Annotated in this window: 19 protein-coding genes and 3 tRNA genes; 17 read left to right on the plus strand and 5 right to left on the minus strand. The window is 56.2% G+C overall.

Going from position 1 to position 23,390, the window contains the following annotated elements:
• Positions 1–135: 135 nt before the first annotated feature.
• The gene (gene yjeM, locus ACSEMK_RS18720) at positions 136–1,638 is read left to right on the plus strand and encodes a glutamate/gamma-aminobutyrate family transporter YjeM (protein WP_430915347.1); all 1,503 of its coding nucleotides are present in this window, start codon (positions 136–138) and stop codon (positions 1,636–1,638) included.
• A gap of 43 nt (positions 1,639–1,681) precedes the next feature.
• Here the strand turns inward: yjeM and mscM are convergent, their stop codons facing one another.
• The 3 genes from mscM to rsgA all read right to left on the minus strand — a co-directional run bounded on the left by mscM (position 1,682) and on the right by rsgA (position 7,207).
• Positions 1,682–5,008, minus strand: a complete 3,327-nt coding sequence (gene mscM, locus ACSEMK_RS18725; protein ID WP_430915346.1) for a miniconductance mechanosensitive channel MscM — start codon at positions 5,006–5,008, stop codon at positions 1,682–1,684.
• A 24-nt stretch (positions 5,009–5,032) separates the two neighbouring features.
• The gene (gene asd, locus ACSEMK_RS18730; protein ID WP_430915345.1) at positions 5,033–5,995 is read right to left on the minus strand and encodes an archaetidylserine decarboxylase; all 963 of its coding nucleotides are present in this window, start codon (positions 5,993–5,995) and stop codon (positions 5,033–5,035) included.
• Positions 5,996–6,145: 150 nt separating this feature from the next.
• Entirely contained in the window at positions 6,146–7,207 is a 1,062-nt protein-coding gene (gene rsgA, locus ACSEMK_RS18735) for a small ribosomal subunit biogenesis GTPase RsgA (RefSeq protein WP_087859205.1), read from the minus strand.
• A 94-nt stretch (positions 7,208–7,301) separates the two neighbouring features.
• Here rsgA and orn point away from each other — a divergent pair, with 94 nt between their 5' ends.
• Positions 7,302–7,847 (plus strand): oligoribonuclease, encoded by a 546-nt coding sequence (gene orn / locus ACSEMK_RS18740; RefSeq protein ID WP_015704162.1) that lies wholly within the window; start codon positions 7,302–7,304, stop codon positions 7,845–7,847.
• A gap of 40 nt (positions 7,848–7,887) precedes the next feature.
• Here orn and ACSEMK_RS18745 read toward each other — a convergent pair whose 3' ends face one another.
• Entirely contained in the window at positions 7,888–8,619 is a 732-nt protein-coding gene (locus ACSEMK_RS18745; RefSeq protein ID WP_430915360.1) for an arginine ABC transporter substrate-binding protein, read from the minus strand.
• Between the two features lie 292 nt (positions 8,620–8,911).
• Here ACSEMK_RS18745 and ACSEMK_RS18750 point away from each other — a divergent pair.
• From ACSEMK_RS18750 to ACSEMK_RS18760, 3 genes are all read left to right on the plus strand, one after another.
• Positions 8,912–8,987: transfer RNA gene (locus tag ACSEMK_RS18750), tRNA-Gly, on the plus strand.
• Positions 8,988–9,058: 71 nt separating this feature from the next.
• A tRNA-Gly gene (locus ACSEMK_RS18755) sits at positions 9,059–9,134 on the plus strand.
• Positions 9,135–9,205: 71 nt separating this feature from the next.
• Positions 9,206–9,281 (plus strand) — tRNA-Gly (locus ACSEMK_RS18760).
• Positions 9,282–9,551: 270 nt separating this feature from the next.
• Here ACSEMK_RS18760 and queG read toward each other — a convergent pair.
• Positions 9,552–10,691 carry a tRNA epoxyqueuosine(34) reductase QueG gene (gene queG, locus ACSEMK_RS18765; RefSeq protein WP_087858283.1) on the minus strand — a complete coding sequence of 380 codons (1,140 nt, stop codon included), beginning with the start codon at positions 10,689–10,691 and terminating at the stop codon, positions 9,552–9,554.
• Between the two features lie 13 nt (positions 10,692–10,704).
• Here queG and nnr point away from each other — a divergent pair, with 13 nt between their 5' ends.
• The 12 genes from nnr (at position 10,705) to nsrR (ending at position 23,323) form a co-directional block, all read left to right on the plus strand.
• Positions 10,705–12,216 (plus strand): bifunctional ADP-dependent NAD(P)H-hydrate dehydratase/NAD(P)H-hydrate epimerase, encoded by a 1,512-nt coding sequence (gene nnr / locus ACSEMK_RS18770; RefSeq protein ID WP_183269110.1) that lies wholly within the window; start codon positions 10,705–10,707, stop codon positions 12,214–12,216.
• Positions 12,209–12,670 (plus strand): tRNA (adenosine(37)-N6)-threonylcarbamoyltransferase complex ATPase subunit type 1 TsaE, encoded by a 462-nt coding sequence (tsaE, locus tag ACSEMK_RS18775; protein WP_316425300.1) that lies wholly within the window; start codon positions 12,209–12,211, stop codon positions 12,668–12,670. The genes nnr and tsaE overlap by 8 nt, the downstream gene beginning before the upstream one ends.
• A gap of 16 nt (positions 12,671–12,686) precedes the next feature.
• Positions 12,687–14,039, plus strand: a complete 1,353-nt coding sequence (amiB, locus tag ACSEMK_RS18780) for an N-acetylmuramoyl-L-alanine amidase AmiB (protein ID WP_113374744.1) — start codon at positions 12,687–12,689, stop codon at positions 14,037–14,039.
• A gap of 10 nt (positions 14,040–14,049) precedes the next feature.
• On the plus strand, positions 14,050–15,912 hold the full coding sequence (gene mutL, locus ACSEMK_RS18785; RefSeq protein ID WP_435336625.1) for a DNA mismatch repair endonuclease MutL: 1,863 nt from the start codon (positions 14,050–14,052) through the stop codon (positions 15,910–15,912).
• Entirely contained in the window at positions 15,905–16,855 is a 951-nt protein-coding gene (gene miaA / locus ACSEMK_RS18790; RefSeq protein ID WP_087858288.1) for a tRNA (adenosine(37)-N6)-dimethylallyltransferase MiaA, read from the plus strand. The genes mutL and miaA overlap by 8 nt, the downstream gene beginning before the upstream one ends.
• Before the next feature lie 92 nt (positions 16,856–16,947).
• Positions 16,948–17,256, plus strand: a complete 309-nt coding sequence (gene hfq, locus ACSEMK_RS18795; protein ID WP_045396870.1) for an RNA chaperone Hfq — start codon at positions 16,948–16,950, stop codon at positions 17,254–17,256.
• Positions 17,257–17,331: 75 nt separating this feature from the next.
• Positions 17,332–18,612, plus strand: a complete 1,281-nt coding sequence (gene hflX / locus ACSEMK_RS18800) for a ribosome rescue GTPase HflX (RefSeq protein ID WP_032713510.1) — start codon at positions 17,332–17,334, stop codon at positions 18,610–18,612.
• A gap of 58 nt (positions 18,613–18,670) precedes the next feature.
• Positions 18,671–19,933: an FtsH protease activity modulator HflK gene (hflK, locus tag ACSEMK_RS18805; RefSeq protein ID WP_015368631.1), complete on the plus strand. Its 1,263-nt coding sequence runs from the start codon at positions 18,671–18,673 to the stop codon at positions 19,931–19,933.
• A gap of 2 nt (positions 19,934–19,935) precedes the next feature.
• Positions 19,936–20,940: a protease modulator HflC gene (gene hflC, locus ACSEMK_RS18810; RefSeq protein ID WP_015368630.1), complete on the plus strand. Its 1,005-nt coding sequence runs from the start codon at positions 19,936–19,938 to the stop codon at positions 20,938–20,940.
• A gap of 198 nt (positions 20,941–21,138) precedes the next feature.
• Positions 21,139–21,336, plus strand: a complete 198-nt coding sequence (locus ACSEMK_RS18815; RefSeq protein WP_015368629.1) for a DUF2065 domain-containing protein — start codon at positions 21,139–21,141, stop codon at positions 21,334–21,336.
• A gap of 103 nt (positions 21,337–21,439) precedes the next feature.
• On the plus strand, positions 21,440–22,738 hold the full coding sequence (locus tag ACSEMK_RS18820; RefSeq protein ID WP_087858289.1) for an adenylosuccinate synthase: 1,299 nt from the start codon (positions 21,440–21,442) through the stop codon (positions 22,736–22,738).
• A 150-nt stretch (positions 22,739–22,888) separates the two neighbouring features.
• A complete protein-coding gene (nsrR, locus tag ACSEMK_RS18825; RefSeq protein ID WP_045379682.1) occupies positions 22,889–23,323 on the plus strand; it encodes a nitric oxide-sensing transcriptional repressor NsrR in 435 nt (144 codons plus the stop codon).
• Positions 23,324–23,390 lie beyond the last annotated feature (67 nt).

The raw sequence follows: 23,390 nt of genomic DNA on the forward strand, positions 1-23,390 counted from the left end.
CAAAGATTTTTACAGTTCTCTCCGCTGCATTAGCCCTAATAACCACAATTTCAAACTGGATTATTGCTAGGATCCGCGTTCAATTTCTGCTTACCTGGCGACGTTGTTCGGCGACGCTCACGTTTGGATCGATTTATGCCTCAACAAATCAAGAAGATGAGCCTGATTGGGCTGATATTAATGATCTTCACTTCGGTGTTTGGCTTTGCCAACAGCCCTTCGGCGTTTTATCTGATGGGTTATAGCGCAATGCCGTTTTATCTTTTCTCGGCGCTGTTTTTCTTTATTCCTTTTGCCTTAATGATGGCGGAGATGGGCTCGGCCTATCGTAAGGAAGAGGGCGGGATCTATTCGTGGATGAACCGTAGCGTCGGGCCGCGCTTTGCATTTATTGGCACCTTTATGTGGTTTTCATCCTATGTGGTGTGGATGGTCAGTACCGCGGCGAAAATTTGGGTCCCGTTTTCGACCTTTCTCTTCGGCGCGGATAAAACCCAGAGCTGGGCTTTTGCCGGCTTAACCTCGACGCAAACCGTCGGCGTGCTGGCCGCCTGCTGGATGGTGCTGGTGACGCTGGTGGCGGCGAAAGGGATAAATAAGATTGCCAAAATTACCGCCGTGGGCGGCATCTCGGTGATGTGCCTTAATCTGGTACTGCTGCTGGTGAGCGGGGCGATTCTGCTGCTGAACGGCGGCCATTTCGCACAATCGCTGGATTTCACGGCGTCGCCGAACCCGGGATATCAATCCGGGCTGGCGATGCTGTCTTTCGTGGTGTTCGCCATTTTTGCCTATGGCGGGATTGAAGCGGTCGGCGGACTGGTGGATAAAACCGAGAAGCCGGAAAAGAACTTTGCCAAAGGCATTATCATCGCCGCGCTGGTGATTTCGATCGGTTACTCGCTGGCTATTGTGCTGTGGGGCGTCAGTGCCAACTGGCAGCAGGTCTTGAGCAACCACAGTACCAACCTTGGCAATATCACCTACGTGTTGATGACCAGCCTCGGCGCGACGCTTGGACTAGCGCTTCATCTGTCGCCGCAGGCGGCGGCGCTGACCGGCGTATGGTTTGCGCGCATTACCGGGCTGTCGATGTTCCTTGCCTATACCGGCGCATTCTTCACCCTGAGCTATTCGCCGCTGAAGGCGATCATTCAGGGGACGCCGAAAGCGCTGTGGCCGACGATGATGACCAAAGTCAACGCTAACGGCATGCCGGCTAACGCCATGTGGCTGCAGTGTCTGCTGGTGAGTCTGTTTATTTTGCTGGTCTCTTTCGGCGGCGATACCGCTTCAGCGTTTTATAACAAGCTAACGCTGATGGCTAACGTCTCGATGACCTTGCCGTATCTGTTCCTGGCTATCGCGTTCCCGTTCTTTAAGGCCAAAGCCGATCTCGATCGTCCATTTGTGATGTTTAAAAGCCGGGTGAGCACGCTGCTGGCGACGACGATAGTGGTACTGGTGGTAGCGTTCGCCAATATCTTTACCGTTATTCAGCCGGTGATGGATTCCGGTGACTGGAACAGTACGCTGTGGATGGTCGGCGGGCCGATTTTCTTCTCGCTATTGGCACTAGGGATCTACGAGAACTATCGTCAGAGAACGGCGGTACAGGTAGCGCTGGCGGAGGGTTAAGAAAGAGAATGCCCGGTGAAGCGCTCACCGGGCTAGTTAGTGCTTACAAACTTCCTGGCGTACGGCTGCTTTTACCCGCTGAGTTCAGCGGCTGGCTGCTGCGCAGACCATCCAGGCTTTCCAGGCGCATCTGGAACGGTGGGAACGGCATGTCGATGCCGTGCGCGCGGTAACCCGCCAGAATCAGCTGATGCAGCTCATGACGCAGCGGCATACGGTGACCCATCTCGGCGGCGTAAATACGCAGCTCGAAAATCTGTATCCCCTGCTGCAGGTCAACGAGAAATGCTTCCGGCGCCGGGGTATCAATCACCAGCGAGCAGCGATGAGCGGCGGTCAACAGAATCTGCGTGACCTCTTCCGTATTGGCCTCCGCGGGCGCCGGGATAGTCAACACCACGCGAGTGACCGAATCCGACAGCGACCAGTTGATGAACTGTTCGGTGATGAACGCTTTGTTCGGCACGATGATTTCTTTACGGTCCCAGTCGCTGATGGTGGTGGCGCGGGTATTAATTTTCGTCACGCTACCGGTCAGGCTGCGGATAGTGACCGTATCGCCGATACGGATCGGTTTTTCAAACAGGATGATCAGGCCGGAGATAAAGTTGGCGAAAATTTCCTGTAGACCAAAACCAAGACCGACGCTGAGCGCCGCCACCAGCCACTGCAGTTTCGACCACTCAATACCAATCATCGAGAAGCCGACCAGCCCGCCAATTAGCATCAACAGATATTTGGTGATGGTGGTGATGGCGTAGCCGGTACCCGGCGTCAAATCCAGATGTTGCAGAATCGCCAGCTCCAGCAGCGCCGGGAGATTGCGCACCAGTTGGGTGGTGATAATCAGCACCAGAATGGCGATCAGGACGGCGCCAAGAGTAATGGGTTCAAGACTTTCGACGCCCTGTACCGTGGAGGTCACATCCCATAGCGAGATATTTTCGAGGAAGCCGAATGCCGAGTGAATTTCCGACCACAGAATAATCACCGACAGCAGGGCGATTAGCATCAGCAGCGAGCGGACCAGGCGCAGGGACTGGGTACTGATGGCGTCGAGGTCGACTTCGCTGACTTCCGCTTCGACCGAACCTTCGGTGCTGGTGGAGTGGGCGGTATCTTCTTCGCCGCGGGCGCGCTGGGCGAGGATTTCCGCACGGCGGTGTTTGGCGCGATCGAAGGCCAGACGCCGACGCTGAATCAACATCCAACGGCGAATAATATGGTAAACCACCAACAGCAGGAACCAGATGGCGACCGAGGTTTCCAGTCGCGCCAGTAGCGCCTGCGAGGTGGCAAGATAGCCCACTGCCGCTGCCAGCATCGCGATCAGCGGCGCGCCGAGCAGCAGGTTCCACAGCAGACGGTTCACCATGTTCTCGCCGTCGCCTGCTTTATCAAGATACAGCGGTATCCCGGCATGCTTCAGGCTCAAGGTAACCAGCGCCAGCGCGCCGCATATCAGCATGAAGCACAGGCGGCCCAGAGAGGCCGAGAATTCACGGTCGTTGAGATTATCGAACATGATCAGCGCCATAATCAGCGGTACGATCAACCCGATGCTCATCAGGTAGTAGCGCATGGCTTTGGCGACGCGGTTACGCGGCCAGCCGAAGTGGGCGATGAACAATCCATTCGGCCGGGCGAAGGTGGCGCAAATCATCACCACCCACAGCAGCGGCACGGTGGCGGTCACGCCGTCGCCAATGGCGACCGCCAGCGGGAAGGGCCAGGCCGCCTGCAATCCATAGCCGAGCGTCATCCACAATACCGGCAGCGGAGATGCCACCAGAATTGACCAGAACACGGTACGCAGCGTCAGCCAGAAGTGATCCTGCGTCACCTTGCCAATCCGCGCGCTGGAGCGCTCAAGGAAGCGGGTAAAGTGGCGTCGCGAATAGATACTGAAGCCCACCAGCACCAGCGCGCCAAAAAGCGGGAACAGCGTCTCTTTGCTGGTCAGCATCATGACGCTGGCCTTACCGAGCTGGTTGATGGTATCAAGCGAGATCAGACGACGCAGATCCTGCACCACTTCCAGCGGCCAGGAGAAGCCAATCGGACTGACGTCCGAGGTCCAGAACAGATAGCGGTGGGTTGCTTCGTTAATCTCTTTCAGCGCGTCTTCTAACTGGCCGTTGGCGACTTTCAGTTTCGTCAGTTCGAGCAGCAGGGTATCGCCGCCGCGTAGAAGCGAGTTAAGCAGCTCGCTCTGGGTACGCAGCTGCGCCTGCAGGATGCGGTTTTGTTCCGCGGTGAGCGGCTCGCCGTCGGCCTGGCGAATCAGCCGTAGCTGCGCCTGCTTGCTGAGCAGGTCTTCGTAATGCAAGCGCTGTACGCGCAGCTGGGCCGTTTCAGTATCTAACTGCTGTGGGCGCGGGCGCTCCGGCAGACGGGCGACCTGGGCGCGTAGCGCTTCGCCGAGTAGATTCGATGATCCCAGCCACTGCGACTGTTCGCGCAGGGTGTTCAGCGCCTGGCGCACCTGGAGCGTTTGATTGGTTGCTTGCCGCTGCTGCGAGGCCACCAGATCCAGGCGCTGAACCTGCTGATTAAGCGCCTGCGATAGTTCGCGGTTAATTTTGAACTGGTCGGTGATCCCCGGCGGCAGGTTTTCGCTGTTTTCCGCCAGCAGCTCGGTGCTCTCCAGCGCCTTTTCCGCTTCGCGTTGGCGCTGGCTGTTCTGCTGATTACGCAGCGCCTGCAGGTAGGCATCGAGCTGTTCGCTCTGTTTCTGCGCCAGCTCAGAGCGGATGCGCGACAGTTCCTGGCGGTTGTTAGCGGAGAGTTGGGCCAGATCCAGCTCGTCGACCAGCGCTTTCAGACGCGCGGATTCCGCCTGCAGACCGAGATTTTGCGCCTGCGCCAGCGGCGTATTGCCGGGCTGCGCGCCGACGCGACGTTCAATCTCATTAAGCTTGCGGCGGGCGTCGGTTTGCTGCTGCGGTAATTGATTAAGGGAGTCGGCGATTTCCCGCGCCCGATCCTGCTCCTGCTGCGCCTGGCGGCTGGCTTCCAGAAGCTGGCTGCTGACCTGCAGGATCTCCTGATTTAGCGCGTCGGCGGTGAGGGCGGTAGGTACCTGGTGCGGCGTTTCGTTGACATTCGCTAACTGAGCGCGGAGCGTTTGAAACAGTTTGGGGAAATTATCGATAACGTCCTGGTATTGGCGAGCGCGCTCAACGGAGGCGTTGCGCTCCTCCAGCGCATTCAGCGCGGCTTGCAGGACTTCGACGGTTTCAGGCTGGGCGGGTTTCGCCGCCTTCGCCTGTTCCAGTTCCTGGGTAATTTGTTTGACGTCCGGGGCCGTCGCTGCGTACGCCCCGAAGCTGAGGCTCAAGGCCAACAGAAAAGTGTATATCAGGCGCACGGCGTAACCCTTTGTCGTCCGGAATTAACCTTCGTCTTGTTTATCGTCAACCTGCGGGCTGGCGCGGTGTTCGGCGCGGATCTCTTCTTCCGGCAACGGCGCAGGTTCCACGGAGATATCAGCTTCTACGGCCGTCGCCAGCGGTTCGCCGATTTTGGTGACTGACAGGCTTTGCAGTTGTTCAACCAGCTTCACCTGGCCTGGCGCAAACAGGTTAATCACCGTTGAGCCCAGCTTAAAGCGGCCCATCTCCTGGCCCTTCAGCAGCGCAACGGAGCCTTCGCTTTCGCCTGCAGGCCAGGTCCAGCGCTTGATAATGCCTTCCCGCGGCGGCGTCACGGTGCCGGACCAGACAGTCTCGATGCTGCCAACAATCGTTGCGCCGACCAGAATCTGCGCCATCGGACCGAATTCAGTATCGAACAGGCAGATAACGCGCTCGTTGCGGGCAAACAGGTTCGGTACGTTTTGCGCCGTCAGGTGGTTGACCGAGAACAGATCGCCTGGGACATAGATCATCTCGCGCAGGATGCCGTTGCACGGCATATGCACGCGGTGATAGTCGCGCGGCGACAGATAAGTGGTGGCGAAGCTACCGTTACGGAACAGGTCGGCCATCTGGTAGTTACCCGCCAGCAGGGCCTCCAGGGTGTAATTGTGGCCTTTGGCCTGCAGAATTTTGTCATCTTCGATAGCGCCAAGCTGGCTGATAACGCCGTCAGCCGGCATTACCAGCACGTTGGGATCGGTGTTCAGCGGGCGAACATCGTCACGCAGCGGGCGGACGAAGAAGTCGTTGAAGGTGCGGTAAGCGGCAGTATCCGGCTTCTGCGCCTCTTTCATATCGACTTTGTAGTATTTGACGAACAGATCGATAACCAGTTTAGTCAGCCAGCCTGCTCGTTTACTTGCCCCCCAGCCTGCGAGGCGGGTGAGCCACAGTTTAGGCAGAATGTATTGCAGTGAGAGTTTAAACGAGTTTAACAAGGTAGCCTCCAGGCCGTTAATTGTCGTTCCTGACCCCGCTTTGGCGCGGGGTACTGAAAAGGGGGACGATTCTATACGTAAACTTCAGCGAATTGTATCCGCGCCGTCTTGCCGGCAAAGCGATTACGTATAGCGACGACAGCTTAAATGTCAGTCGTCGGTTGATGAAAAGCTTTTACGCGTTTTTACCTGCACCTGTTCCATACTTTCCAGGATGCGGTGATAGTTGGCGAAACGGCTTTCGGCGATAGCGCCTTTTTCTACCGCTTCGCGAATGGCGCAGCCCGGATCGGTGTCGTGCTTGCAGTCGCGATACTTGCAATGGCCTAAATAATCATGGAATTCGACAAAGCCGTTGGTGATTTGTTCCGCGTCAAGATGCCACAGGCCGAACTCGCGCACGCCTGGGGAGTCAATCACATCGCCGCCGTGCGGGAAGTGATAAAGACGTGCGGCGGTGGTGGTGTGCTGGCCGAGCCCTGAAACATCAGAGACGTCGTTCGTCAGGATTTGCTCATCCCGCAGTCCCAGCAGCGTGTTCAGCAAGCTGGATTTACCCACCCCGGACTGGCCGGCAAAGATACTGATACGCCCGGTCAGGGCCTCTTCAAGCGGCTTCAGGCCGTCCTGAGTATGGCTGGACACCATCAAAACCGGATAACCGATCTGGCGATAGATATCCATCTGCTCATTGACGAAGGCCATACCCTCCTCGTCCAGCAGGTCTATCTTATTCAGTACCAGCAGCGGTTCGATATTCTGCGCTTCGCAGGCCACCAGATAGCGGTCGATAATATTGAGCGACAGTTCGGGTAAAATGGCCGAAACCACCACGATTTGGTCGATATTTGCCGCGATAGGCTTCACGCCGTCGTAAAAGTCCGGGCGCGTCAGCACCGAGACGCGTTCATGTACCGCTTCGACGATGCCTTTGACGTTGACCCCGTCGGCGGCGTCTTTGCCTGGCCGCCAGACTACGCGGTCGCCGGTTACCAGAGAACGAATGGTCCGGCGAATGTTGCAGCGGTGGGTCGTGCCATCCGCGGATTCGACATCGGCATGCATACCAAAACGGCTGATGACGATACCTTCAGAAGGCTCGCCAAACAGGTTGTCATCGTAGTCGGCCTTCTCCGAAGTCGTTTTCAGGCGGCGCTGGTGGTTGGCCTTAACGCGGCGCTGCTGGCCTTTGGAGAGCTTATTTTTACTCAATCGAACTGGCTCCTGGTCGCCCTGATGGGGCAAAACCTCTATGATACACGCTATTTTAGATGAATATAGTCACGCAAGAAGGGTGGAAAATAGCATGAGTGCAGATGAAAACAACCTGATTTGGATCGATCTTGAGATGACGGGGCTGGATCCCGAGCGCGATCGCATTATCGAAATCGCCACCCTGGTCACCGACGCGAATCTTAATATTCTGGCAGAAGGCCCGACCATTGCCGTGCACCAGTCTGATGCTCAGCTGGCGCTAATGGACGAATGGAACGTGCGCACTCATACCGGCAGCGGGCTGGTCGATCGCGTGAAGGCCAGTACCGTGGGCGACCGCGAAGCGGAACTGGCCACTATTGAGTTTCTCAAGCAGTGGGTGCCGGCGGGGAAATCGCCAATTTGTGGCAACAGCATCGGTCAGGACCGCCGCTTCCTGTTCAAATATATGCCGGAACTGGAAGCTTACTTCCATTATCGCTATCTCGACGTCAGCACCCTAAAAGAGCTGGCGCGCCGCTGGAAGCCGGAAATCCTTGATGGCTTTAAAAAGCAGGGCACTCACCAGGCGATGGACGATATCCGCGAATCCGTCGCCGAGTTAGCCTATTATCGCGAGCATTTTATTAAGCTCTGAAGCATAAACGAGGCCACCATGGCCTCGTCGTTTTACTGCGTTAATTAAACCACTTTTGTTCCATCTGCTGGAACTCCGGCGACGCCTTCACGACCTCCAGCGCGTCATTAATCTGCTTAAGCAACTCCGGGTCGTCTTTGCGTACCGCGATGGCATATTGTTTGCCGTAATAGGCCGGGTCGGTGGCGCGCTCTTTCATCTCTGCGTAATCAGGATTATCCGCCAGCCACTGGACCATCGTCGCTAAATCGCCGATCGCGCCGTCGACTTCGCCGCTTTTCAACGCCGTCAGCGCCTCGCTATCGCTGCCAAAGGCGACGGTTTGAATGCCTTTTTGTTTATCGCGTAGATAACGCTGATGAACGCTGCCTTTGACCACGGCGAGCTTTTTACCCTGCAGGTCGGCAAACCCGTGGGCGGCGTCTTTTGCCGTGACTACCACCCCGGAGAGCTCCTGGCGATAAGGCTGAGTGAAGGCGACCTGCTTTTCACGCATCGGCAATACTTCAACGCCGGCGATAATAGCGTCGAACTTTTTAAAGCGTAGCGCCGGGATGAGCGTATCAAAGCGCTGCGGCGTGAATTTACATTCCGCCTGCATCTGTTTACACAGCGCATTGGCCAAATCAATGTCAAAACCCGTAGGTTGGCCTTTGCCTTTGACGGTCTCAAACGGCGGATTGGCGGTTGTGGTGCCAAAATGGAGCGTCTCGGCAGAAGCTGTTCCGATGATTGATGTGGTCAGCAGCAGGACGGAAAGCGCTTTTTTCATTCTGAATCCCTGATAGTCGTCATGGTGGACCTTTTCGCGGATAGCCACCGCGGTGTCATGCGGGCGATTTTGCGCCATTCGCGCGGGGGGAAAAAGATATTTTGCTAATTATGGCGGTTATTTATACAATTCAGTGGGCTGTGTGGCGAGAAAATGTCCATTCAAACAAAAAACGAAAAAAAGTGCTCGCCAGGGGGTTGCAGGTGAATCGAATTCTCGTATAATGCGCCTCCCGTAACGACGCAGAAATGCAAATTACGACGCCATCGAAATATGGCAAAAAAGCAGTAACGCGGGAATAGCTCAGTTGGTAGAGCACGACCTTGCCAAGGTCGGGGTCGCGAGTTCGAGTCTCGTTTCCCGCTCCAAAATTTGAAAGCAGCACCATACCAAAACATAGTTTTCAGGTTACCGACAGGTAGATTGAAAGCCAATGTAAGCGGGAATAGCTCAGTTGGTAGAGCACGACCTTGCCAAGGTCGGGGTCGCGAGTTCGAGTCTCGTTTCCCGCTCCAAAATTTGAAAGACACACCATACCAAAGCATAGTTTTCAGGTTACCAGCAGGTAAATTGAAAACCGATGTAAGCGGGAATAGCTCAGTTGGTAGAGCACGACCTTGCCAAGGTCGGGGTCGCGAGTTCGAGTCTCGTTTCCCGCTCCAAATTTCTTCCTTTATCCAATTTATCCACAGTGCGAAATCGCGCCGGGGATGATTTTCATTACCTATCCAAAAATACTGTAAACAGAGTTATCCACAGGCTGTCGTTTGGCTGACTGCGCGACAAATGCTTCACTTTGTAAATAGTATTATTGTATCTGATTGAAATTTAACATTTAAATTTCATTTCAAACTGTTAATTTGATCACTTGACGTACGTCTGCCCGTTGAAACGCAATGTTTTTTTGTTTTTATTCACAGCCTGTGAATGAATCAGGCGTCGCGCGGCAATCCTTTCTCGACCACCCGGACCAGGCGTAGTTTCTGCGGCAACTGCACTTCGACAACGTTGGCATTTCGCTTTTCTATCTGCTGCGCAACCGCCCATTCGATGTGTTCATCGAGAAGTGGGTGCTCACCTCGGCGACTTTCCAGCGCTGCCAGATTGGCTTCATTCCAGGGAGCATTACCGAGCGCGACGGCGATATTGCGTAGCCAGCGTAAGTGGCCGATACGGCGTATCGCCGACCCCTCGGTGACTTTCAGGAACCAGGCTTCGCTCCAGGCGAACAGCTCAATCAGCTGCGGCGCATGTAGCGCTTTACGCGGGCTGAAGTCCTCTTCATCGGTAAGCTGCGAAAAACGGTTCCACGGACAAATCAACTGGCAATCATCGCAGCCGTAAATACGGTTGCCGATAAGCGGACGAAATTCTTCCGGGATAGCGCCTTCCAGCTCGATGGTCAGATAGGAGATGCAGCGCCGTGCGTCAACGGTATAGGGCTCGACGATGGCGCCGGTGGGGCAGATAGTCATACAGGCGACACAGCGCCCGCACTCTTCGGCAACCGGCTGGTCTATCGGCAGTGGCAGATCGATAAGCAACTCGCCCAGGAAGAAAAACGATCCGGCGTCGCGGCTTAAGATAAGTGAGTGCTTACCTGTCCAGCCAAGGCCCGCTTTTTCAGCGATTGGCCGCTCCAGGATAGGCGCGGAATCGACAAACGGTCTAAAATTGAGCGAAGCACACTGTTCCTGAATCATCTCGCCGAGTTTTTTCAGGCGGTTACGTAGCAGCTTATGATAATCACGCCCCAGGGCATAACGGCTGACGTAACCCAGCGTGGGATCTTTCAGAGTGCTGGCGAAAGCAGCATTGGCGGGCAGATAGTTCATGCGCACGCTAATCACCCGTAGCGTACCGGGCAGCAGTTCATGCGGTCGGGCGCGCATCATGCCGTGGCGAGCCATCCATTCCATTTCGCCATGGTATTGTTTATCCAGCCATGCCTGTAGTTTAGGTTCGCTGGCGCTGAGATCGGTATCGGTAATACCGACCTGCTGGAAGCCAAGCTCGGTGCCCCATTGTTTGATTTGCTGCGCTAACTGATTGAGATCGAGGGGCTGTGACATGATGGACCATACAATGACGAAAAACCCTGACAGTATACCACACATCGTATGGCCAGCGGAGACGCTGCGCCAGGCGGAAAGAGAGGCGGCGGATAGTCTCGGGCTGACGCTTTTTGAATTGATGCGGCGTGCCGGCGAGGCGGCGTTTCAACTGGCCCGAAGCCTTTATCCCGCCAGCCAGCACTGGTTGATTCTTTGCGGCCACGGCAATAACGGCGGCGACGGCTATGTCGTCGCGCGGCTGGCGCAGGCGCAGGGCATCGCGGTAACGCTACTGGCGTTGGAAAGCGATAAGCCGCTGCCGGAAGAGGCGCAGGCCGCGCGGGAAGAGTGGCTCAATGCCGGCGGCGTCATCCACGCCGCCGATAGCGCCTGGCCGGATGATATCTCATTGATTATTGACGGGCTGCTCGGCACCGGCCTGCATAGCGCGCCGCGCGCTAACGTCGCCGGGCTGATTGAACTGGCGAACGCCTATCCCGCGCCGGTTATTGCGCTTGATATCCCCTCCGGGCTGAACGCGCAAACCGGCGCGACGCCTGGCGCGGCGATTCACGCCGCCCATACCCTGACGTTTATCGCGCTAAAACCCGGACTGCTGACCGGCAATGCCCGCGACGTCGTCGGGCGCTTACATCATCATGCACTCGGCCTGGAGCGCTGGCTTTCCGGGCAAAACACCGCTATTCGTCGTTTTTCCGCAGCGCAGCTGGCAGGATGGCTGCCGCCGCGTCGCCCGACGTCGCATAAAGGCTCGCATGGTCGGCTGGTGATTATCGGCGGCGATCGCGGCACCGCTGGCGCCATTCGTATGGCGGGTGAGGCCGCGCTGCGTGCCGGCGCGGGTTTAGTACGCGTGCTGACCAGGGCGGAAAATATCGCGGGGATCGTGACTGCCAGGCCGGAATTGATGGTTCATGAGCTGAACGGCGACACCCTTACCGAGAGCCTGGAGTGGGCGGATGTCGTGGCGATTGGCCCCGGTCTTGGGCAAAGCGAATGGGGGAAAGCGGCGCTGCGGCAGGTAGAGAATTTTCGCAAACCAATGGTCTGGGATGCCGACGCGTTGAACCTGCTGGCAATCAATCCCGATAAACGTCACAATCGCGTGTTAACCCCGCATCCTGGCGAAGCCGCCCGTTTATTGAATATCAGCGTGGCAGAAGTTGAAAGCGATCGCTTACATTCTGTACAACGTCTGGTAAAACGGTATGGCGGCGTGGTGGTGCTAAAAGGCGCAGGAACCGTAGTGGCGAATAACGCGGGTGAAATCGGTATCATTGATGCCGGTAATCCCGGAATGGCCAGCGGCGGGATGGGCGATGTGCTCACCGGCATTATCGCCGCGCTGTTGGGACAGGGGCTGACCCCATATGATGCCGCTTGCGCAGGCTGCGTGGCGCACGGCGAAGCCGCAGACCGACTGGCCGCCAGAGATGGCGCCCGAGGGATGCTGGCGACCGATCTTTTTTGCACGCTAAGGCGTGTTGTTAACCCGGATGTGATTGACCTAGACCATGATTAACCGTGTGATTCCTTTACCCGACGAGCAGGCGACATTAGACCTTGGCAACCGCGTAGCGCAGGCCTGTACCGGCGCGACGGTTATCTATCTGTATGGCGATTTAGGCGCGGGTAAAACCACCTTCAGCCGCGGTTTTCTACAGGCCCTTGGCCACCGCGGCAATGTCAAAAGCCCAACGTATACGCTGGTGGAGCCTTACACCCTCGAAGATCTGATGGTGTATCACTTCGACCTGTACCGCCTGGCGGATCCTGAGGAGCTCGAATTTATGGGGATCCGCGATTACTTCGCTAACGATGCCATCTGCCTGGTGGAATGGCCGCAACAAGGCGCGGGTGTACTGCCTGACCCGGATGTCGAAATTCACCTGGATTACCAGGCGCAAGGGCGTGAGGCGCGCGTAACGGCGGTCTCTTCATTGGGTGAGTCTTTATTGGCGCGTTTAGCCATTTAGCCTAAAGGATGACGGGATGAAGTATCGTATAACCAGTTGGCTGGCCGCCGCTCTGATGCTGTTCGGCACTCAGGCGTCCGCGGCAAGTTTATCCGATATCCAGGTCTCAAACGGCGATCGGCAGGCCCGCATCACGCTAAGTTTTGTCGGCGATCCCGAATATTCCTTCACCCCGCAAGGTAAGCGCGTGGTGGCGTTGGATATCAAACAAACCGGCGTGCTTCAGGGGCTGCCGCTGCAGTTTAGCGGTAATAATCTGGTCAAAAGCATTCGCTCTGGCTCGCCTCAGGATACGCAATCTCTGCGTCTGTTGGTCGATCTGACGGAAGATGGTAAAACGCGGGCGGCGAAGCAGCAAAACGGCGCCAACTATACCGTCGTCTTTACCATTAACGCCGATGTGCCGCCGCCCCCTCCGCCGCCGCCAGTGGTAGCGAAACGGGTCGAAGCGCCGGTAGTGGCCCCGCGTCCGAGCGAGCCGCCGCGCAATCCGTTTAAAAACTCTGGTAGCGACAGAACCACGGTGGTCACCAGCAGTCAGCCGGCGATGACTAACAACCAGACCATCAGCCGACCGGCGGCGCGTACCGTCTCATCTGACGAAAAAATAATTATCGCTATTGATGCCGGTCACGGCGGCCAGGATCCTGGTGCTATTGGGCCGGGCGGCACCAAAGAGAAAAACGTCACGATTGCTATCGCCCATAAGCTACGGGCGTTGCTCAACAACGATCCGCAGTTTAAACCGGTGCTGACCCGCAACGGCGACTACTTCATCTCGGTCATGGGGCGTTCGGACGTGGCGCGCAAACAAAACGCCAATTTCCTGGTCTCTATCCATGCCGATGCGGCCCCGAATCGCGATGCGACTGGCGCATCGGTGTGGGTGCTTTCTAACCGCCGCGCTAACAGCGAAATGGCCGGCTGGCTTGAACAGCATGAGAAACAATCCGAACTTCTGGGCGGTGCGGGCGATGTGCTGGCGAATAGCCAGTCGGATCCTTATCTGAGCCAGGCGGTGCTGGATTTACAGTTCGGCCATTCCCAGCGCGTCGGTTATGATGTGGCGACCGATGTACTCAGCCAGCTCCAGCGGGTTGGTAATCTGCATAAACGCCGCCCGGAGCATGCCAGCCTTGGCGTTCTGCGCTCGCCGGATATTCCGTCGATCCTCGTAGAAACTGGCTTTATCAGTAATAACGGCGAAGAGCGCCTGCTGGGTAGCGATGATTACCAACAGCAGATTGCAGAGGCGATTTATAAAGGGCTGCGTAACTATTATATGCAGCACCCGCTGCAATCAGCGCCGCGCGGCACGGCTGCGCAAACCGCCAGCGCCAGTTCGCCTGGCGGGTCGTTGATTAACTAAGGAGAAGGTCATGCCGATTCAGGTTCTACCGCCGCAGCTCGCCAACCAGATTGCCGCTGGCGAGGTGGTGGAACGTCCGGCGTCGGTCGTTAAAGAGCTGGTCGAAAACAGCCTTGATGCCGGCGCGACCCGTATCGACATTGATATCGAACGCGGCGGCGCGAAGCTTATCCGTATTCGCGATAACGGCTGTGGGATCAAAAAAGATGAGCTGGCGCTGGCGCTGGCTCGTCACGCCACCAGTAAAATCGCCTCGCTGGATGACCTTGAGGCGATCATCAGTCTTGGCTTTCGCGGCGAAGCGTTGGCCAGTATCAGCTCTGTCGCCCGCCTGACGTTGACTTCGCGTACCGCGGAGCAGCAAGAGGCATGGCAGGCCTATGCTGAAGGGCGCGACCAGGCGGTGACGGTGAAACCGGCGGCGCATCCGATAGGCACCACGCTGGAAGTGCTGGATCTGTTTTACAACACTCCCGCGCGACGCAAGTTCATGCGCACCGAAAAAACCGAGTTTAATCATATTGATGAAATCGTCCGCCGCATCGCGCTGGCGCGTTTCGATGTGACGATTAATCTCAGCCATAACGGCAAAATGATGCGCCAGTATCGCGCAGTGGCGGAAGGCGGCCCGCGTGAACGTCGCCTCGGCTCGATTTGCGGCGCGGCGTTTCTGGAACATGCGTTGGCCATTGAGTGGCAGCATGGCGATTTGACACTGCGCGGCTGGGTCGCCGACCCGTTGCATACCAATCCGGCACTAGCGGAAATCCAGTATTGTTACGTCAACGGGCGTATGATGCGCGACCGGCTTATCAACCATGCCATTCGCCAGGCCTGCGAAGACAAGCTGGGCGCTGACCAGCAGCCGGCGTTTGTACTGTATCTGGAGATTGACCCGCATCAGGTTGATGTCAACGTGCATCCGGCGAAGCACGAAGTGCGATTCCATCAATCACGGCTGGTGCATGATTTTATCTACCAGGGCGTACTGAGCGTGCTGCAGCAGCAGCTTGATGCGCCGCTGGTGGCAGAGGACGAAGCGCCAGCGCCGCGGCAGGTGCCGGAAAACCGCGTGGCGGCGGGCGCGAACCATTTCGCTCGCCCATCGCCGACCCGGGAACCGGCGGCGGGTTATGATACTCGCGCGCCGCGCGAACCTGCCGCCGCCGGCGGCTATAGCGCAGGCGGCGCCAGCTGGCCGCACGCCCAGCCGGGTTATCAAAAACAGCAAGGGGCGCTTTATCGTCAACTGCTGCAAACCCCGGCGGCGGAAAAGGCACCCGTTGCGCCGGCGCCTGCGGAAAGTCTGGCGGCCCATGGCCAAAGCTTTGGCCGGGTGCTGACTATTATCGGCGGCGATTGCGCGCTGCTCGAGCGGGGCGGCACATTGGCGTTGCTGGCGCTGCCGGTGGCGGAACGCTGGCTGCGTCAGGCGCAGCTAACGCCGGGCGCGGAAGCGGTTTGCGCGCAGCCGCTGCTTATCCCGCTGCGTCTTAAAGTGAGTGAAGCAGAACGTAAGGCGCTGGAAAAGGCGCAGCCGGCGCTGGCGCAATTGGGCATCGATTTACAAGCAGATGCCCAGCACGTGACGGTCCGCGCGGTGCCTTTACCCTTAAGACAACAAAATTTACAAATCTTGATTCCTGAACTGATAGGCTACCTGGCGCAGCTAACGGCATTCAACGTCGCCGACATTGCCCAGTGGACGGCGCGTAATCTGACGAGCGAGCACGCGCAGTGGAGTATGGCGCAGGCGATTTCGGTTCTGGCGGACGTTGAGCGTTTATGTCCGCAGCTGATTAAAGCGCCGCCGGGTGGTCTGTTACAACCTGTTGATTTACATTCGGCGATGACAGCCCTGAAAGATGAGTGATGTAACTGAGGCGAGCCTGCCTAAGGCAATTTTTTTAATGGGGCCGACGGCCTCCGGTAAAACCGCATTAGCTATCGCCTTGCGTAAAGTTTTGCCCGTAGAGTTGATTAGCGTCGATTCCGCCCTCATCTATCGAGGAATGGATATCGGTACGGCCAAACCCGATGCCGCGGAGCTTAGCGCTGCGCCGCATCGGTTGCTGGATATCCTTGATCCGGCAGAGTCTTACTCGGCGGCGGATTTTCGTCGCGATGCGTTGGCGGAAATGGCGGATATCGTCGCCGCCGGGCGCATACCGCTGTTGGTCGGCGGAACGATGTTGTATTTCAAAGCGTTGTTGGAAGGGTTATCGCCGCTGCCTTCGGCGGATCCCGCAGTCAGGGCCAGAATTGAGCAACAAGCAGCAGAGCAGGGTTGGCACGCATTGCACCGGCAGTTACAGGAGATCGATCCCGTGGCCGCCGCGCGTATTCATCCAAATGATCCGCAAAGACTTTCCCGAGCACTGGAAGTTTTTTTCATTTCGGGTAAAACTTTAACGGAACTGACGCAAACGTCAGGAGAGGCTCTGCCGTATCAGGTGCATCAGTTCGCCATCGCCCCGGCGAGCCGTGAACTGCTACATCAACGCATTGAGCAGCGTTTTCATCAGATGTTGGCTTCAGGTTTTGAAGCAGAAGTGCGGGCGCTATTTGCCCGTGGAGATTTGCATACGGATATGCCTTCCATTCGTTGTGTTGGATACCGCCAGATGTGGTCATACCTTGAAGGCGAGGTCTCGTATGATGAAATGGTTTATCGAGGTGTTTGCGCGACGAGACAGTTAGCGAAACGTCAGGTCACCTGGCTGCGCGGTTGGGAAGATGTTCACTGGTTAGACAGTGAGCAACCTGAACAAGCGCTCAACAAAGTATTACAGGTTGTTGGTGCTAGCCAGAACTGAACGTGTACAATTGAACGGTATCGTGCGTAATTTTTTTTAAGAATCGTAAGGTTCTGAGTACAAAACAAGCATACATATAAGGAAAAGAGAGAATGGCTAAGGGGCAATCTTTACAAGATCCGTTCCTGAACGCTTTGCGTCGGGAACGTGTTCCGGTTTCTATTTATTTGGTGAATGGTATTAAGCTGCAAGGGCAAATTGAGTCTTTCGATCAGTTCGTGATCCTGTTGAAGAACACGGTCAGCCAGATGGTCTATAAGCACGCAATTTCTACTGTTGTCCCGTCCCGTCCGGTGTCTCACCACAGCAATAATGCTGGCGGCGGTGCAAGCAACTATCACCATGGTGGTAGCGCGCAAGGTTCTTCTGCGCCGCAGCAAGACAGCGACGACGCCGAATAAGGCTAATGCTGTTTTTCCACGTCGGGGAGCCAGGTTTTCTGCGTTCCCCGCTGGTATTTTATAAGGGGTTTACGCTTGTTTGACCGTTATGATGCCGGTGAGCAGGCGGTACTGGTACACATCTATTTTTCGCAAGACAAAGATATGGAGGATCTCCAGGAGTTTGAATCCTTGGTCTCTTCCGCCGGTGTCGAAGCAATGCAGGTGATTACCGGTAGCCGTAAAGCACCGCACCCGAAGTATTTTGTTGGTGAAGGTAAGGCTGTTGAAATTGCGGAAGCCGTAAAAGCGACCGGCGCCTCGGTCGTGCTGTTCGATCATGCCTTGAGTCCGGCCCAGGAACGTAACCTGGAGCAGCTATGCGAATGCCGGGTTATCGATCGCACCGGTCTGATTTTAGATATTTTTGCCCAGCGAGCACGTACCCACGAAGGGAAACTGCAGGTTGAGCTGGCGCAGTTGCGCCATCTGGCCACGCGTCTGGTACGCGGCTGGACCCACCTTGAAAGGCAGAAAGGCGGGATTGGTTTGCGCGGACCGGGTGAAACCCAGCTCGAAACCGACCGTCGATTGCTGCGTAACCGTATTATGCAGATCCTGTCGCGACTGGAAAAAGTAGAAAAACAGCGCGAGCAAGGTCGGCGGTCACGCGCCAAGGCCGATATCCCTACCGTCTCGCTGGTGGGATATACCAACGCCGGAAAATCAACGCTGTTCAACCAGATAACCGAAGCGGAAGTCTATGCCGCGGACCAACTGTTCGCCACTCTGGACCCGACGCTGCGCCGTATTAACGTCACAGACGTCGGCGAAACGGTACTGGCAGACACCGTAGGTTTTATTCGTCATCTGCCGCACGATTTGGTGGCGGCGTTTAAAGCGACTCTGCAGGAGACGCGTCAGGCGACGCTGCTGCTGCACGTTATCGACGCGGCGGATGTCCGCGTGCAGGAAAATATTGATGCAGTAAATACGGTCCTTGCTGAAATCGAGGCCGATGAAATTCCGTCATTGCTGGTGATGAACAAAATCGATGTGCTTGACGATTTTGAACCGCGCATCGATCGGGATGAAGAGAATAAACCGATTCGGGTCTGGCTCTCCGCCCAGACCGGGATTGGCGTACCACTGCTTTTTCAGGCGTTAACAGAACGTCTTTCCGGCGAAGTGGCGCAGCATACGCTGCGTTTACCGCCGCAGGAAGGTCGTCTGAGAAGCCGGTTCTATCAGCTTCAGGCGATAGAAAAAGAGTGGATGGAGGATGACGGCAGCGTAAGCCTGCAAGTGCGCATGCCCATCGTGGACTGGCGTCGCCTCTGCAAACAAGAGCCTGCGTTGGTCGACTACGTGGTTTGACCTGGCCTGAAGATATTAACCCCTGTGGGGATATCAAAAACAAATATGGAGCATATACATGGCGTGGAATCAGCCCGGTAATAACGGACAGGACCGCGACCCGTGGGGAAGCAGCAAGAATGGCGGCAACTCTGAGGGAAATGGCAACAAAGGCGGTCGCGATCAGGGGCCGCCCGATCTGGATGATATCTTCCGCAAGTTAAGCAAAAAACTTGGCGGTCTCGGCGGCGGTAAAGGCGGCCAGGGTGGCGGTAATGTGACGCAGGGGCCGCGTGGCCCGATGGGCGGGCGCATTGTCGGCATCGTTGCTGCAGCGGCGGTGATTATCTGGGCAGCCAGCGGTTTCTATACCATCAAGGAAGCGGAACGTGGTGTGGTGACACGCTTTGGCAAGTTCAGCCATCTGGTTGAGCCAGGTCTGAACTGGAAGCCAACTTTTGTCGATAATGTGCAAGCGGTGAACGTCGAGTCGGTTCGCGAACTGGCAGCGTCCGGCGTCATGCTGACTTCCGATGAGAACGTCGTGCGCGTTGAGATGAACGTACAGTACCGGGTGACCGATCCGGAGCGCTACCTGTTTAGCGTGACCAGCGCCGACGATAGTCTGCGTCAGGCCACCGACAGCGCCCTGCGTGGCGTCATTGGTAAGTACACCATGGACCGTATACTGACCGAAGGTCGTACCGTTATCCGTAGCGATACCCAGCGCGAGCTGGAAGAGACCATTCGTCCGTACAACATGGGTATCACCCTGCTGGACGTCAACTTCCAGACGGCGCGTCCGCCGGAAGAGGTGAAGGCCGCGTTTGATGATGCCATTGCCGCGCGTGAGAACGAGCAGCAGTACATCCGCGAAGCGGAAGCTTATACCAACGAAGTTCAGCCGCGTGCTAACGGTCAGGCGCAGCGTATCCTCGAAGAGGCGCGTGCGTATAAAACCCAGACCGTACTGGAAGCGCAGGGTGAAGTCGCTCGCTTTGCGAAGATCCTGCCGGAATATAAAGCCGCGCCGGAAATTACCCGCGAGCGTCTGTATATCGAAACCATGGAAAAAGTGCTGAGCCATACCCGCAAAGTGCTGGTTAATGACAGCAAGGGCGGCAACTTGATGGTTCTGCCGTTGGATCAGATGCTGAAAGGCGCCACTGGTGCGCCGGCAAAGAGCGATAGCAGTGGCGCAAGCGATCTGCTGCGCCTGCCGCCTGCGTCCAGCTCAAGCAGCGCCAGCACTTCATCAACCTCGAGTTCAACCGGGGGTACCATTATGGACCAACGCCGCGCCAACGCGCAGCGTAACGACTACCAGCGTCAGGGGGAATAACGATGCGTAAATCTGTTATCGCGATCATTGTCGTCGTGCTGGTAGTGCTCTACATGTCTGTCTTCGTGGTGAAAGAAGGCGAGCGTGGCATTACGCTGCGCTTCGGCAAAGTTCTGCGCGACGATGAGAACAAGCCGCTGGTGTATGCGCCGGGTCTGCACTTCAAGATCCCGTTTATTGAATCCGTGAAAATGCTGGATGCGCGTATCCAGACCATGGACAACCAGGCTGACCGCTTTGTTACCAAAGAGAAGAAAGATCTGATCGTCGACTCCTATATCAAGTGGCGCATCAGTGACTTCAGTCGTTACTATCTGGCGACCGGCGGCGGCGACGTCTCCCAGGCCGAAGTTCTGCTGAAACGTAAGTTCTCTGACCGTTTGCGCTCTGAGATTGGTCGTCTGGACGTGAAAGACATCGTGACTGATTCCCGCGGTCGTTTGACCCTGGAAGTGCGTGATGCGCTGAACTCAGGTTCTGCAGGTACAGAAGATGAAGTTTCGACGCCGGCAGCCGATGACGCTATCGCTAAAGCGGCAGAGCGTGTAGAAGCTGAAACTAACGGTAAGGTTCAGGTGATCAACCCGAACAGTATGGCGGCGCTGGGTATTGAAGTCGTTGACGTACGTATCAAGCAGATCAACCTGCCTGCTGAAGTGTCTGAAGCGATCTACAACCGTATGCGCGCTGAGCGTGAAGCGGTTGCTCGTCGCCATCGTTCACAAGGTCAGGAAGAGGCGGAAAAACTGCGCGCGACCGCGGACTATGAAGTGACCAAGACTTTGGCGGAAGCAGAGCGTCAAGGGCGTATCCTGCGCGGTGAAGGCGATGCCGAGTCGGCAAAACTGTTTGCCGATGCATTCAGTCAGGATCCGGGCTTCTATGCCTTTATCCGTAGCCTGCGTGCTTACGAGAAGAGCTTCCAGAGCAACCAGGACGTGATGGTTCTCAGCCCGGATAGCGATTTCTTCCGTTACATGAAGTCACCGGATTCCGTGCGTAAATAAGCCGGGTTGGTGTGAAATCAGAAGGCGCCTTGCAAGAGGCGCCTTTTTTCATGCCATTGATTGTGATTTTTCTCTCAGCTAGTGGTTTCATATTGCCTATGAAATGCCGGAGAATGTGAAGAAAGAAAAAGGGTTTGCGGTAATACTCACCGGCGCCAAACTGGCGGCGGTTTTGTTTTTCTATAAGGGTCATCAATAATGAATGCAACAATTTGGCTGGCACTGGCGCTGGTTTTAGTTCTCGAAGGTCTTGGCCCACTGCTTTATCCCCGCGCCTGGCGCAAGATGGTAGCGACCATGAGCCAACTGCCGGATAATTTATTGCGTCGCTTTGGCGGCGGTCTTGTGGTAGCTGGCATCGTCATCTACTACATGTTGAGGAAATCGATTGGCTGATCAAAAAATAATCGGATTACCCTCATTTTGAGTGCAAAAAGTGCTGTAACTCTGAAAAAGCGATGGTAGAATCCATTTTTAAGCAAACGGTGATTTTGAAAAAATGGGTAACAACGTCGTCGTACTGGGCACCCAATGGGGTGACGAAGGTAAAGGGAAGATCGTCGATCTCCTGACAGAACGGGCTAAATATGTTGTGCGCTACCAGGGTGGCCATAACGCAGGCCATACTCTCGTAATCAACGGTGAAAAAACCGTCCTCCATCTTATTCCATCAGGTATTCTCCGCGAGAATGTAACCAGCATCATCGGTAACGGTGTTGTGCTGTCTCCGGCTGCGCTGATGAAAGAGATGAAAGGTCTGGAAGACCGTGGTATCCCTGTTCGTGAGCGTCTGCTGCTGTCCGAAGCCTGTCCGCTTATTCTCGATTATCACGTTGCGCTGGACGTAGCGCGTGAAAAAGCACGCGGTGCGAAAGCTATCGGTACGACCGGTCGCGGTATCGGCCCGGCTTACGAAGATAAAGTCGCTCGTCGCGGCCTGCGCGTTGGCGACCTGTTTGATAAAGCCACCTTCGCTGACAAACTGAAAGAAGTGATGGAATATCACAACTTCCAGTTGGTGAACTTCTATAAAGCAGAAGCGGTTGACTACCAGAAAGTGCTGGACGATGTGATGGCGATTGCCGACATCCTCACCGGCATGGTCGTTGATGTTTCCGATCTGCTGGATCAGGCGCGTCAGCGCGGCGACTTCGTGATGTTCGAAGGCGCGCAGGGCACGCTGCTGGATATCGACCACGGTACCTATCCGTATGTAACTTCCTCCAACACCACTGCTGGTGGCGTGGCGACCGGTTCCGGCCTGGGCCCGCGTTATGTGGATTACGTTCTGGGTATCATCAAAGCTTACTCTACTCGTGTAGGCGCGGGTCCGTTCCCGACCGAGCTGTTTGATGAAACCGGCGAGTTCCTGTGCAAGCAGGGTAACGAATTCGGCGCCACTACCGGCCGTCGTCGTCGTACCGGCTGGCTGGACGCTGTTGCGGTACGCCGCGCGGTGCAGATTAACTCCCTGTCCGGCTTCTGCCTGACCAAACTGGACGTCCTGGACGGCCTGAAAGAAGTGAAAATCTGCGTCGGCTACCGTATGCCGGACGGCCGTGAAGTGACCACCACTCCGCTGGCTGCCGACAACTGGGAAGGTATTGAGCCTATCTACGAAACCATGCCGGGCTGGTCCGAAACCACCTTCGGCGTGAAAGAGCGCAGCGGTCTGCCGCAGGCAGCGCTGAACTACATCGCTCGTATTGAAGAGCTGACCGGCGTGCCGGTTGATATCATCTCTACCGGTCCTGACCGTACTGAGACTATGATTCTGCGTGACCCGTTCGACGCGTAATCATCATCCAGGGGCGCCGTTCGGGCGCCCTTGTTTTTGCAGTTCGCCCGCCCCATTTCAAATAAATTAGCGGCCTGAGCGCTGGCTGGTTTATCATCAATAGAGTTAATACCCGCGGATTCACCGCTTTCCCCTTACCCTGAGGTTGATGTGCAGTTAACGAGTTTCACCGATTATGGATTACGCGCGCTGATTTATATGGCGTCGTTGCCGGATGACCGAATGACCAGTATTTCCGAGGTGACGGATGTCTATGGCGTTTCCCGTAATCATATGGTCAAAATAATCAATCAGTTAAGCCGTGTTGGCTACGTGACGGCCGTGCGGGGAAAGAATGGGGGGATTCGCCTTGGCAAGCCGGCTAAAATGATTCGCGTGGGTGATGTTGTACGCGATCTGGAGCCGCTATCGCTGGTGAATTGCAGCAGCGAATTTTGCCACATTACTCCCGCTTGCCGCCTGAAACAGGCACTTGCCGAAGCCGCGCAAAGTTTCCTGAAGGAACTGGATAACTACACGCTGGCCGATTTGGTTGAAAAGAATCAACCGCTATATAAATTATTACTGGTGGAAGAAAAGCGCTGAATGATTTGCGCCGCAGCGTAAAGAGAACCCACAAAGCGGCGGCGTAAAACGCAGTCAGACTTTCATC

The organism is Klebsiella sp. K-3 (assembly GCF_051207495.1).
GTDB lineage: Bacteria > Pseudomonadota > Gammaproteobacteria > Enterobacterales > Enterobacteriaceae > Klebsiella > Klebsiella aerogenes.

What these genes read in the sequence shown, in the direction of transcription:
- miaA (WP_087858288.1), top strand. Translation starts at nt 15,905, where the DNA reads ATGAGTGATGTAACTGAGGCGAGCCTGCCTAAGGCAATTTTTTTAATG.
- orn (WP_015704162.1), top strand. Translation starts at nt 7,302, where the DNA reads ATGAGTGCAGATGAAAACAACCTGATTTGGATCGATCTTGAGATGACG.
- hflK (WP_015368631.1), top strand. Translation starts at nt 18,671, where the DNA reads ATGGCGTGGAATCAGCCCGGTAATAACGGACAGGACCGCGACCCGTGG.
- ACSEMK_RS18820 (WP_087858289.1), top strand. Translation starts at nt 21,440, where the DNA reads ATGGGTAACAACGTCGTCGTACTGGGCACCCAATGGGGTGACGAAGGT.
- hfq (WP_045396870.1), top strand. Translation starts at nt 16,948, where the DNA reads ATGGCTAAGGGGCAATCTTTACAAGATCCGTTCCTGAACGCTTTGCGT.
- nnr (WP_183269110.1), top strand. Translation starts at nt 10,705, where the DNA reads ATGACGAAAAACCCTGACAGTATACCACACATCGTATGGCCAGCGGAG.
- mutL (WP_435336625.1), top strand. Translation starts at nt 14,050, where the DNA reads ATGCCGATTCAGGTTCTACCGCCGCAGCTCGCCAACCAGATTGCCGCT.
- yjeM (WP_430915347.1), top strand. Translation starts at nt 136, where the DNA reads ATGCCTCAACAAATCAAGAAGATGAGCCTGATTGGGCTGATATTAATG.
- amiB (WP_113374744.1), top strand. Translation starts at nt 12,687, where the DNA reads ATGAAGTATCGTATAACCAGTTGGCTGGCCGCCGCTCTGATGCTGTTC.
- ACSEMK_RS18815 (WP_015368629.1), top strand. Translation starts at nt 21,139, where the DNA reads ATGAATGCAACAATTTGGCTGGCACTGGCGCTGGTTTTAGTTCTCGAA.
- queG (WP_087858283.1), bottom strand. Translation starts at nt 10,691, where the DNA reads ATGTCACAGCCCCTCGATCTCAATCAGTTAGCGCAGCAAATCAAACAA.
- tsaE (WP_316425300.1), top strand. Translation starts at nt 12,209, where the DNA reads ATGATTAACCGTGTGATTCCTTTACCCGACGAGCAGGCGACATTAGAC.
- hflC (WP_015368630.1), top strand. Translation starts at nt 19,936, where the DNA reads ATGCGTAAATCTGTTATCGCGATCATTGTCGTCGTGCTGGTAGTGCTC.
- ACSEMK_RS18745 (WP_430915360.1), bottom strand. Translation starts at nt 8,619, where the DNA reads ATGAAAAAAGCGCTTTCCGTCCTGCTGCTGACCACATCAATCATCGGA.